This is a genomic window from Flavobacterium agrisoli, from assembly GCF_016522065.1.
GTDB classification, from domain to species: Bacteria; Bacteroidota; Bacteroidia; order Flavobacteriales; family Flavobacteriaceae; genus Flavobacterium; species Flavobacterium agrisoli.
This window is the reverse complement of sequence record NZ_JAEHFV010000008.1, coordinates 37272-49390: the sequence shown is the minus strand read 5'-3', so window position 1 is coordinate 49390 and position 12119 is coordinate 37272. Positions and strand designations below refer to the sequence as shown.

The 12119-nt window shown below is 34.8% G+C and carries 11 protein-coding genes; 7 read left to right on the top strand and 4 right to left on the bottom strand.

The features are described from left to right. Window positions 1–20: 20 nt before the first annotated feature. The 5 genes from I5M07_RS14685 (at window position 21) to I5M07_RS14665 (ending at window position 6345) form a co-directional block, all read left to right on the top strand. Window positions 21–2768: a TonB-dependent receptor gene (locus I5M07_RS14685; protein WP_200107202.1), complete on the top strand. Its 2748-nt coding sequence runs from the start codon at window positions 21–23 to the stop codon at window positions 2766–2768. A 145-nt stretch (window positions 2769–2913) separates the two neighbouring features. Next, window positions 2914–4110 carry a hypothetical protein gene (locus I5M07_RS14680; RefSeq protein WP_200107201.1) on the top strand — a complete coding sequence of 399 codons (1197 nt, stop codon included), beginning with the start codon at window positions 2914–2916 and terminating at the stop codon, window positions 4108–4110. Between the two features lie 108 nt (window positions 4111–4218). Continuing rightward, on the top strand, window positions 4219–4557 hold the full coding sequence (locus I5M07_RS14675; RefSeq protein ID WP_200107200.1) for a T9SS type A sorting domain-containing protein: 339 nt from the start codon (window positions 4219–4221) through the stop codon (window positions 4555–4557). 71 nt (window positions 4558–4628) lie between these two features. Beyond that, window positions 4629–5609, top strand: a complete 981-nt coding sequence (locus I5M07_RS14670; protein WP_200107261.1) for a LuxE/PaaK family acyltransferase — start codon at window positions 4629–4631, stop codon at window positions 5607–5609. A 43-nt stretch (window positions 5610–5652) separates the two neighbouring features. Beyond that, a complete protein-coding gene (locus I5M07_RS14665; protein WP_200107199.1) occupies window positions 5653–6345 on the top strand; it encodes a hypothetical protein in 693 nt (230 codons plus the stop codon). Between the two features lie 51 nt (window positions 6346–6396). On the opposite strand, the gene tyrS is transcribed toward I5M07_RS14665, so the two are convergent. Further along, window positions 6397–7695 carry a tyrosine--tRNA ligase gene (gene tyrS, locus I5M07_RS14660; protein ID WP_200107198.1) on the bottom strand — a complete coding sequence of 433 codons (1299 nt, stop codon included), beginning with the start codon at window positions 7693–7695 and terminating at the stop codon, window positions 6397–6399. An 89-nt stretch (window positions 7696–7784) separates the two neighbouring features. On the opposite strand from tyrS, the gene I5M07_RS14655 reads away from it, so the two are divergent. Then, a complete protein-coding gene (locus tag I5M07_RS14655; protein WP_200107197.1) occupies window positions 7785–8780 on the top strand; it encodes an NAD-dependent epimerase/dehydratase family protein in 996 nt (331 codons plus the stop codon). Here I5M07_RS14655 and I5M07_RS14650 read toward each other — a convergent pair. From I5M07_RS14650 to I5M07_RS14640, 3 genes are read right to left on the bottom strand one after another with little or no spacing between them, the layout of a single operon-like run. Then, window positions 8770–9258, bottom strand: coding sequence for a DUF4296 domain-containing protein (locus tag I5M07_RS14650; RefSeq protein WP_233622077.1), 489 nt, complete (start codon window positions 9256–9258; stop codon window positions 8770–8772). The two genes, I5M07_RS14655 and I5M07_RS14650, sit on opposite strands and share 11 nt — an antisense overlap. A gap of 8 nt (window positions 9259–9266) precedes the next feature. Continuing rightward, on the bottom strand, window positions 9267–10607 hold the full coding sequence (locus I5M07_RS14645; RefSeq protein ID WP_200107196.1) for a dihydroorotase: 1341 nt from the start codon (window positions 10605–10607) through the stop codon (window positions 9267–9269). Between the two features lie 9 nt (window positions 10608–10616). After that, window positions 10617–11342 carry a polyprenol monophosphomannose synthase gene (locus I5M07_RS14640; RefSeq protein WP_200107195.1) on the bottom strand — a complete coding sequence of 242 codons (726 nt, stop codon included), beginning with the start codon at window positions 11340–11342 and terminating at the stop codon, window positions 10617–10619. Between the two features lie 105 nt (window positions 11343–11447). Between I5M07_RS14640 and I5M07_RS14635 the strand changes: the two genes are divergently transcribed. Further along, window positions 11448–12116: a DUF4271 domain-containing protein gene (locus I5M07_RS14635; RefSeq protein ID WP_200107194.1), complete on the top strand. Its 669-nt coding sequence runs from the start codon at window positions 11448–11450 to the stop codon at window positions 12114–12116. Window positions 12117–12119: the final 3 nt, after the last annotated feature.

The window sequence follows — 12119 nt, the reverse complement described above, 5'->3', positions numbered from 1 at the left end:
AAAAATAAACACACACAAAAATGAAACTGAAATTTAACGTACGATTTCTATTTATCACCTTATTCCTTTGCGGAATATCTTTTGCGCAAACCAAGGGAACCATTAAGGGAACTTTGACCGATAAAGAAATGAATAACGAAACCCTACCTTTTGCCAACATTGTAGTTAAAGGTACAAATTATAATGCTAACTCAGACCTAGACGGAAAGTATTCCATTTCGGTTCCTGCCGGAAAATACACCTTGCAATTTAGCTTTGTAGGTTACGAAACGGTAGAAGTACCAGTAACCGTAAAAGCCAATGAAACCATAACGATAAACCAAACCCTTTCTTCGGGTGGCTACACCTTAGACGATGTGGTGATTCAAACTACAGTTAACCGCCAAAAAGAATCAGCTTTATTGTTAGATCAAAAAAATGCGGTTGAAATTAAACAATCTATCGGGGCGCAAGAACTATCAAGAAAGGGTGTGGGTGATGTAGCTGCGGCAGTTGTAAAAACAGCTGGGGTTTCTAAACAAGAAGGAAATAACAATATTTATGTTCGTGGATTAGGGGATCGTTATAATTCAACTTCTATGAACGGATTGCCAATTCCGTCAAATGATCCTGAACGTAAAAATATTGCTTTGGATATTTTCTCAACAGATATTGTAGAATATATTTCGATAGATAAAGTGTATGGTTCTAAAATCTATGGCGATTTTGCTGGAGGAAATGTAGATATCGTTTCTAAAGATTATAGAGGTGATGGAATGTTTGAACTTTCTTTAGGATCAAAAGTGAATACAAATGCTTTAGGACAAACTAATAACTTTTTGTTGCAACAAGGTCCTAATAAAACTGGTTTTGTTTCTTACGGAGTTCCGTCAAATGCCTTATCAGGATATAATTTTGAAAATAGTTTAAACCCAACTAAAGAAGCGCCGTTTGGTGGTGATATTGCTTTAAAAGCCGGAAAATCATTTAACGTAGGTGAAGAAGGAAAAATTGGCCTTTTTGGTACGGCAAGTTTTAATAGTGGTTACGAATTCAGAGAAGGATTAACACAAGCGGTTAATGCTCAAGCTGCAGAATTAAAATCTTTTAATCAGGAAAAGTATACATACAATACCAATACTACCGGAATGTTTAATGCTAATTACCGTATAAACAACAATCATAAAATTGGATATAACTTATTATATGTAAATTCTTCTGAGCAAACAAGAGATGTATATGTAGGAAGAGATCGTGATTATGATAATGCGAATGCAGATTTACAAGTACAAAGAGGAACTTTTACTCAAAATACAGTATTTATTAATCAGTTATTGGGAAGTCACAAATTGACAGACAAATTTGGATTCGATTGGGGAGCATCTTACAATACGGTAGAAGGTGATATGCCAGATAGAACCCAAAACAAATTGTTTTACTACAGAAATAATGATTATTACAATATTGCACAACGTACTACTACTGATAATCAAAGGTATTTTCAAAACCTAAAAGAAGACGAGATTGCCGCTAACATGGCTTTTTCTTATAAATTAGGTGATCCTAAAAATGGTGATTCTAAAGGTAAAATTGTAGCGGGTTATAATGGTAAATTTAAAACACGTGATTTTGAAGCGATACAATTTAACTTTCCGGTAACTGATGCTGGTCAAAATACAATTGTTGATCCTAATAATTTAGATGCCTTTTTCAATCAACAAAATTACAATAACGGAACATTCTCAATTACTTCTTTTGCAGGGATGACACCGCAAACCTATAGTGGTGATCAGGATATTCACGCAGGGTTTGCTAATTTAGAATATACTTTTGGAGAGAAATTCAGTTTTGTTGCTGGTCTTCGATATGAAAATATTGCGCAAACAGTTGAGTGGAGAACGCAATTTGATGCTGGAGGCGGAATTAATACGTTTGAAAGAAATGAATTCTTACCAAGTTTAGTATTAAAATATGAGTTGAACGAAAAACAAAACCTTCGTTTGGCAGCTAGTAAAACCTATACGTTACCACAATTTAAAGAGCGTGCATTATTTGTTTACGAAGACGTAATGGAGTCAAAAATTGGTAATCCATATTTGTATCCTTCTCAAAATTATAATTTAGACGTTAAATGGGAAATGTTTCCAAAAAGTGACGAAGTATTTTCGGTAACAGCTTTCGGAAAATATATTTTAGATCCAATCAATGAAGTGGTAATTGCTTCGGCATCTAATGATATTTCTTGGGTAAATATTGGAGATACGGGTTATGCTTATGGTGTTGAATTAGAAGCTAGAAAAAATATTTTTGATTTTGATGAAGAATTAACGAATAGACTTTCATTCGGTTTTAATGCTTCTTACATGAAAACACATCAGGATATTGACGAACAAAAGGTTATTGATGAAACCGATTTAAATATCAATCTTACGGATAGCAGTTCTGGTTTTACTGGAGCATCGGATTTGATTTTAAATGCTGATGTATCGTATGCAAAAAATTGGACTAAAGAAGGCGGATTGATTGCTACACTTTCTTACAACCACTACTCTGATAAACTTTACGCAATTGGTAACGAAGGAAAAGGAAATTTAGTTGATAAAGCTATGGGATCTTTAGATTTTGTTTTAAAAACAAAATTGAATAAAAATCTAGGTATTGACTTTGGTGCCAGAAATATTTTAAATCCAGAATTCAAAAGAGTTCAAGAAAATGCTGGGGGAGATGTTTTGGTTTTCAACTACAAAAAAGGAATAACTTTTGGCTTAGGAATGAATTATCAATTCTAAGAAACATTAAAGAAACATTGAGGTGTTATTTCCTTAATGTTTCTTTAAAATACTCATAACAAACACATCACAACGGCTTAACGTCAAAGCGAACTTAAGTTTTAATCTTTGCACAAACACAAACACAAAACAATTAAAAAAAGAAATGAAAAAAACAGTTTCAACAATTTTAGGTTTAGCAGCTTTATCGCTTGTAACTTTAACAACATCTTGTTCTAGCGATGACAACAACAACAACGAAGGACCAAAATCTGATTTCGTAGTAGTGAGAGATAATCTTCAAGGTGAGATTAAAAGTGGAGAAGTAGTTTTGGAGTCTGGAACTTACAAACTTAACGGAAAATTGATTGTTAATAGTTCAGCTAAATTAACTATCAAACCAGGTGTAATTATTGAGGCAACTTTATTAGATCCTAATAAAATTGAAGAAGTTAGATATATTGCTGTAGCTCAAGGTGGTCAAATTGATGTTCAAGGAACAGCTTCAAGCCCAGTAGTAATGACTTCTGCTGAGAAAAAACCAGGAGCTTGGGGAGGATTAGTATTGTGCGGAAAAGCACCTATTAATAAAGGTGTTACAGCTTCTGCTGAGGTTTCTGCTTTAACTTATGGTGGAACAGATGCTAACGATAATTCAGGTTCTATTAAATATTTAAGAATTGAATATCCAGGTTTTGCCTATAGTTCAGATAAAGAGTTTAACGGACTTTCATTATTTGGAGTTGGAAAAGGAACTTCTATAGATTATGTACAAGTTTTTGAAAGTTCTGATGATGGTTTCGAATGGTTTGGAGGAACAGTGGATGCAAAACACTTAGTAGTTTCTAACAAATTGGCTAACGTAGGTGATGATTTATTTGACTGGACTGAAGGATGGGTTGGTAACGGTGATAGCTGGTACGGAATCAGAACTAATGCTGGTAACAGAGGTATCGAAGCAGATAACAATTCAAACAACCACTTAGTTGCACCAATTTCTTTTCCTAATATCAAAAACCTTACTTTAATTGGAGCTGGAGTTAACGATACTAGTGGTGAGGCTCAGGCTATTAAATTGAGAGTGGGTACTAAAGGTAAATTTGACAACGTAGTTTTAAAAGGTTGGAAAACTGGATTTGATGTTCAACACGATGAAGGTATTAGTTATGTTGGAAAAGATTTGTTAGCTACTAATGTTAAATTTGAAGATGTAACTGTTAAATCAAAAGCTACAGCTACAACTCCAGTAACAGGAGTAACTCCTGATATTTCTAAATTATTCACTGAATCTACTACAGCTACTGGAGCAGGAAACGGTTCAGGGGTTCCTACTTGGACTGCTGGTTGGACTACAGGATTATAAAATCAAGCTACATAATAGCATAGTAAAAACACCCTAAGCATTTTAGGGTGTTTTCTTTGTTAAAGCAAAAACATTTTTTTGTATTTTTACCCATACCAAATTGATGCGATGGCAAAAAACTACTTTTATACTACTTTTTTATTGGCTTTTTTCTTTTTCCTGAGTAGTACTATTCAAGAAGTTAAAGCGCAATCCAAACCACAAGCCGCCACGGTTATTGAAGGACTGAGTGTATATCCAAATCCCGTGACAAATGGAAAAGTGTATATTAGTTCTAAAAACGATTTGGAGAAAGAAATTACTATTTTTGATGTGTTAGGCAAAATGGTCTTGCATACGCAAATCAGTTCCAAAGAACTCAACCTCTCTTCTTTACCTCCTGGCGTGTACATCATTAAAATCAACGAACAAAACGCTACGGCAACCCGAAAGTTAATCGTACGCTAAAAATACAACGCAAACCTCCCGTTATTGAGAGGTTTTTTTTTATAAAATAGTTAGTACCTTTGCTTAAAAAAATTGTGACTGCTGCCGATATTTTTACCATTTCCTCTCCAAAAGAATTTGCTAAAATAGCTCTTAAAGTATTTCGTTACCAATACGAAAACAATTTGGTGTATCGGGAGTTTTGTGACTTTTTAAAAACCAATCCGCAAGAGGTAAAAACTATTGAAAAAATACCCTTTTTACCCATTCAGTTTTTCAAAAGTCATTCGGTTGTTTCCAATCAAAATCCTATCGAAACCACATTTACTAGTAGTGGCACCACTGGCATGATTACCAGCAAACATTTGGTTACCGATGTCAGCTTATACGAAGAGAGCTACCGCAACGCTTTTAAACAGTTTTACGGTAATATCGAGGATTATGTTGTCCTAGCTTTACTTCCGTCTTATTTGGAGCGCGAAGGCTCTTCTTTGATTTATATGGTCGAAGATTTAATTGCACTTACCCACAACGAAAACAGCGGTTTTTATTTGCACAATCACGACGAACTGATAAAAAAACTAACCGAACTAGATGCCTCTGGTCAGAATGTGATTTTAATTGGTGTAACTTATGCTTTATTGGATTTAATCGAAAAGCATCCTTTTCAACTAAAAAACACCATCATCATGGAAACGGGCGGTATGAAAGGCAAACGTAAAGAAATGATTCGCGAAGAATTGCATCAACTCTTGTGTACTGGTTTTGGCGTTTCTTCAATTCATTCCGAATACGGCATGACCGAGTTGCTTGCCCAAGCCTACTCTTTTGGCGATGGCTTATTTGAATGCCCTTCGTGGATGCAGGTTTTAATGCGTGATCCTGAAGATGCTTTGACTTATGTCGGTTTTGGAAAAACAGGCGGAATTAACGTGATCGATTTATCAAATATCAATTCGTGTTCTTTTATTGCTACGCAGGATTTGGGCAAAAAATATCCCAACAACTCTTTCGAGGTATTGGGACGTTTTGATCATTCGGATATTCGAGGTTGTAATTTGATGGTTTTATAAAAATTTTTCACTTAATTCGCAACTAAAAGTCAACTCCCTTTATATGCGATTTCATTACTTTTTACTATTAGTTGTTTTCTCGCTTTCTGCACAAAACAACGTTCTAGAAATAAAAATTGATTCCATAACATCAAAAGATTCATCTGAATTTTTAGATAGAGAATTCACAATAAGTTATCATATAAAAAATTTAACCGAAAAGGAAGTTTCTTTTTTTTTAAATCCCAATAAGTTTCTTCCTAGTATTAGTAGTTCTATGTCATATGCCACTACTTACCGCCTTTTTCAAAATGAAAATCCAATTGATGCTTCACAAGTAATCAAATCGAGGAGAAAATCTTACCAATCAAAAGACAGAAAAGAAACGATTAGAGATGATTTTATGAACAAAGATTCTATTAAATCAAACCTTAAAAAATGGGAAAATGATTCTTTATATTTTTGGAAAAAGAAAAATAAAGACATACTTAGTTCCATTTTAGTCTTAAAACCAAGAGAAAAGAAAGAATTTAAACAGAAAATTTATTGGAATAAAAATCGCTATACAAAAACCGATGATTTAGAGTACTACTTGGAAGAAAACTTATTTTACACCCTTCAAATAGAATTAATTTTATTGAAAAAAGAATTTGCCGACAGGTTAACAACAGAAGAACTTAATACCTTTTTGAAAGACCCCAATTTCCTTGAAGGCTATTATTATTCTAACAAAGCTGAAATAAACTTTAAGGAATAAAAAAAAGACGTACAAAAATACGTCTCTCTTAATAATTCAGTTTAAAATAGCTTACACAACCCTCACTACAAAATAATTTTTCTTTCCGCTTTGTAACAACACAAATTCATTATTAATTAAATCGTTTGGTGTTAGCACAAAATCTTCTTTTACTTTTTCACGGTTTACCGAAATTGAATTTGCAGTTAAGCCTCGCCTAGCCTCGCCATTCGATTTAAAAAAGCCTGTTTTTTCATTTAAAACGGAAACAATATCCAATCCGTTTTCCAAATCAGATTTGGCAATTTCGGCCTGCGGCACACCGTCAAAAACCTCTAAAAAAGTAGCCGAATCCAATTGTTTTAAATCGGCTGCATTGGAATTCCCAAATAAAATATTCGAAGCTTGAATTGCTTTTTCCAATTCGGATTTACTGTGAACAAAAACAGTTAATTCTTCGGCCAAACGCTTTTGCAACACTCTTAAATGAGGCGCTTGATGGTGTTCGGCAATTAAATCTTCAATGGTTTGTTGGTCTAAAAAGGTGAAAATTTTGATGTATTTTTCAGCATCAACATCGGTGGTATTGACCCAAAACTGGTAAAATTTATAAACCGAAGTTTTATCAGCAGTTAACCAAACATTCCCCCCTTCTGATTTCCCAAATTTAGAACCATCCGCTTTGGTAATTAACGGACAAGTCATGGCGTAGGCTTTGGCTTCTTCCCCTACATTCATTCGACGAACCAATTCGGTTCCTGTAGTAATATTTCCCCATTGATCTGAGCCACCCATTTGCAACAAACAATTGTAATTTTTGTGCAAATGATAAAAATCGTAACCTTGAATTAATTGGTACGTAAACTCGGTAAACGACATCCCTTCTCCTTCTCCAGCAATACGTTTTTTTACCGAATCTTTGGCCATCATATAATTTACCGTGATGCGTTTTCCTACCTCGCGCGCAAAATCAATGAACGAAAAAGCTTTCATCCAATCGTAATTGTTTACCAAAACAGGCGCATTAACTTCTGTTGAATTAAAATCCAAGAAACGCGATAAAACCCCTTTAATTCCTTCTACGTTTTTATTTAAAGTCGCTTCGTCCAACAAGTTTCTTTCATCTGATTTACCAGACGGGTCTCCAATCATCCCGGTAGCACCACCCACTAAAGCAATGGGTTTGTGTCCGAAATTTTTAAGATGAACCAATAATATGATAGGCACTAAACTTCCAATATGCAAAGAATCTGAAGTAGGATCAAACCCAATATAGGTGGGTGTCATTTCTTTTAAAAGTTGTTCCTCGGTTCCAGGCATCATGTCATGAACAAGTCCTCTCCACTGTAATTCTGCAACTAAATTCTTCATTTTTTTTTAATTTGCACAAAGATAGTTTTAATTGCATAATTTGAAAATCTATCCCTTTAAAAATCCATCAAACTGCTTATCTTTACGAAATGATATTAATTACAGGAGCTACCGGTTTAGTGGGCGCACACATCGCCTTGCAATTGATTGAAAAAGGCAACCGCGTACGTGCCATTTACCGAACTACTTCCTCAATTGATAAAACCAGAGCCTATTTTGATTATTACCAAAAAAGCGCACTTTTTACCCAAATAGATTGGCTCGAAGCCGATATTTTAGACATTCCGTTGTTAGAAATAGCCTTTGAAAATGTGGATTTGGTTTATCATTGTGCTGCTTTTATTTCGTATGATCCGCAGGACGAAGAACAAATTCGAAAAACCAACATTGAAGGCACTGCAAACATTGTAAATTTTTGCTTGTCTAAAAACGTCAACAAATTATGCTACATTAGCTCTATTGCTGCCTTAGGTGATAAAGCCCCACACGAAAACACCATTTCTGAAACAACCGAATGGAATCCCGAAAAACCGCATTCGGATTATGCCATTTCAAAATACGGAGCCGAAATGGAAGTTTGGCGCGGACAACAAGAAGGTCTTGATGTTGTGGTCGTAAATCCCGGATTGATTTTCGGCCCTTTTATCAAAACAATTACAGATGGAAGCGCTGGAATTTACCATAAAGTAGCCAAAGGGCTTTCATTTTACACTATGGGAAGTACAGGTTGCGTGGTCGTTGATGATGTGGCCAATATTGCCATAATGCTAATGAATAGCGAAATTAAAAACGAACGTTTTACATTAATTGAAAACAACTACCCTTTTAAAACTATTTTTGATGCAATTGCCTCTGCGTTAAAGGTAAAAAAACCTCGCATACATGCAGATCCTAGTTTAATGAATATTATTTGGCGAATTGATTGGTTGCTTTCGAAGATTTTAAATAAAAAACGCCAAATAAGTAAGGCTACTGCTAAGGCTTCTTCTTCTAAAAACACCTTCTCAAATGAGAAGATAAAAACGCGATTGGATTATACTTTTACAAACGTTACGAATTACATTCAAACGAACGTTATTCAATAGAAGGTAATTTTTCGCGATTTTGGCGAATACTGCGTTTTACCGAATCCACATCTACTTTTTTAGGTATAATTACACTTTCTGTCACTTTTTCTGTAGTAGGTTCGGATGTGGTTTTAGGATTGGATTTGTTTTTTTTGCTTATTTTTTTGGTCAATACCGAATCTTGCTCTTTTATTCTGCTTTCAATTTCAGCAAACATTTCTTTATATTCATTAAAATGCGAAGCATAATACAAGTTATTTTGCGCAAATTGCAAACTATCAATTTTGTATTTTTTGTAGATGTACTTGGGCGCATTAACTTCGTTAGAGTCGACCACAAACGGATATTGATATTTAATTGCTTCTAACAAGGCCATATCATACAAAATATTGGTCATGGTTTCCTTGTCAATGAGTTTGTCGGGTTTAGACACCACTTCCTCTTTGCAACTTACCAATGCCGTTAGTACTAAAGCTAGTATAATAAAATTCCGCATCTTAACCATTATCTATCAAACAACAAGCGTTTTCCGGCACGTATATCTTTTACTTTAAAGGCATTATAAACCAACTTTCCGTTTACAAAAGTATGGGTTATTCTCGATTTAAAAGTATAACCTTCAAAAGGAGACCAACCGCATTTTGCCAAAATATTTTCGGGTTTTACACCCCATGGCATTCCAGTATTAATTAAAACCAAATCGGCATAATACCCCACTTTAATAAAACCTCTTTTTTCAATTTTGAAGATTTTAGCAGGATTATGCGCCATTTTCTCCACAATTTTTTCAATGCTGATTTTCCCTTTGTGATACGCTTCAAACATAGCCACTACGGCATGTTGTACCAAAGGGCCTCCCGAAGGGGCTTGCAAGTATTTTTGTTTCTTTTCTTCTTTGGTGTGCGGCGCATGATCGGTGGCAATAACATCAATTCGATCGTCTAACAAAGCTTGCCATAAAGCATCGCGATCTTCGGTTGTTTTAACCGCTGGATTCCATTTGATAAAATTACCTTTTGTAGCATAATCTTCGTTTGTAAACCACAAATGGTGCACACAAACCTCGGCAGTAATTTTCTTTTCTTCTAACGGAATTTTATTGGTAAACAATTCCATTTCGCGAGCAGTTGACAAATGAAAAATGTGCAAACGTGCTCCTGTTCGTTGTGCCAAGGCAATCGCTTTTGAAGAAGACAAATAACAGGCTTCGGCACTTCGAATTAAATGATGCACCGTAACCGGAACGTCTTCGCCGTATTCTTCTTTGTATTTTTCTAAATTATCTTTAATGGTTTGTTCGTCTTCACAGTGAACAGCAATTAACATATCGGTGCTCGAAAATATTTTTTCAAGAGTAGCTTCATTATCCACCAACATATTCCCGGTTGAAGAACCTAAAAATATTTTGATTCCCGCTACATTTTTCGGGTTGGTTTTTAAAACCTCATCCAAGTTATCGTTGGTGGCTCCCATCATAAACGAATAATTGGCATACGATTTTTGAGCAGCCAATTGGTATTTTTCTTCTAAAATTTCTTGCGTTACCGCATTCGGAACCGTGTTGGGTTGCTCGATAAACGAAGTGATTCCGCCCGCAACGGCCGCTTTGGATTCGCTTTCAATGTCACCTTTATGCGTTAAACCCGGTTCTCTAAAATGCACTTGGTCGTCAATAGCACCTGGAATCAGATAATTTCCTTCTGCATCAATAATCGTACATTCCGACGATTTGGCACTAATGCTTTCTGAAATTTCAACAATTACCTCATCTTCAATTAGCAAATCTCCTTCAAAAATGACTCCTTCATTTACAATTTTAGCGTTCTTAATTAATATCCTATTCATTGGTTTTGATTATAAAGAATTGAAAACTTTTTTAATTCGAAGTGAAATTACGCCAAAAATTGCTTCTTTTATAATGGCATTGCTCATTTTTGAAACTCCTTTGGTTCGATCGGTAAAGATAATAGGCACTTCGGCAATTTCAAACTTTTTGCAAAAAGTTCTGTATTTCATTTCAATTTGAAAAGCATAGCCCACAAATTTAATTTTATCCAAATCAATAACTTCCAGCACTTTGCGTTTGTAACACACAAATCCGGCAGTAGCATCGTGAATTTGCATTCCGGTTATAAACTTTACATAAACCGAAGCAAAATAAGACATCAAGACCCTACTTAATGGCCAGTTTACGACATTTACACCGGTAACATAACGCGACCCAATAGCCAAGTCGGCACCTCCAAAATGACAGGCATCGTATAACTTTTCTAAATCATTGGGATTGTGCGAAAAATCGGCATCCATTTCAAAGATAAAATCATAATGACGTTGCAAGGCCCATTTAAAACCATGCACGTAAGCCGTACCTAATCCTGCTTTTTTGGTGCGGTTTTCTAAAAACAATCTCCCCTGAAATTCGTCTTGTAGTTGCACCACTTTTTTAGCGGTATGATCAGGCGAATTATCATCGACTATTAAAACGTGAAAAGGTTTGTGCTGCGACAAAACCGCTCTGATAATACGCTCTATGTTTTCAATTTCGTTGTAGGTTGGAATTATAACTACCGAATCATTCATATTTTGGAGTAATTGCAAGGCAAAAATAAACTTTTTAAAACATTTGATTCATAATAAAGTTATAATAAAAGCTTTGATACAAAAAATTACTAATTTTGCGCTACTATGATGGAAGAACTTCAATTACGCATTACCGAAAACAAAGACTGGGCAACTGTTTTGTTCGTGATTGCTTTTATGATAATTGCCCTAACCAAATCGATGTACGAAAATCGTTTTCATGATTTTTCGAAGCTCTTATTTTCAGACAAATACGCCAAAATTTACCGCGAAAGTAGTCATCTTAGAACTTTTTTTACCGCCGGATTATTCTTAGTTCAGGTAATTTCCTTTGCTTTTTTCATTTTGTTGACCTTAAACCTTTTTGGATACGCTTCTAAAACCGATTGGTTGCTTTATATTCAAATCATTACGTTCTTGTTTTTCTTTATTGGCTCGAAATATTTGGTCGAAAAAATCATCGCCACCTCCTTCAATATAGAAGAATTTTCGGAACAATTTAACCTTCAAAAAATCACCTACCGAACATATATAGGAATTTTACTCCTCCCCATTAATGCCATCTTGTTCTATTATAACGACATTTCGAGAAGTGTACCCCTAATAATTATGGGGGTTGCCCTGACAATTAGCATTGCATCTTACATAATTTCGATTAAAAACTATCAAAATGTAATTATCGGCAAGTTGTTTTATTTTATTTTGTATCTTTGCGCACTTGAAATAGCCCCATATTATTTCATGTATTATTTGTTTACAAAAGGAAATATTTAGAAA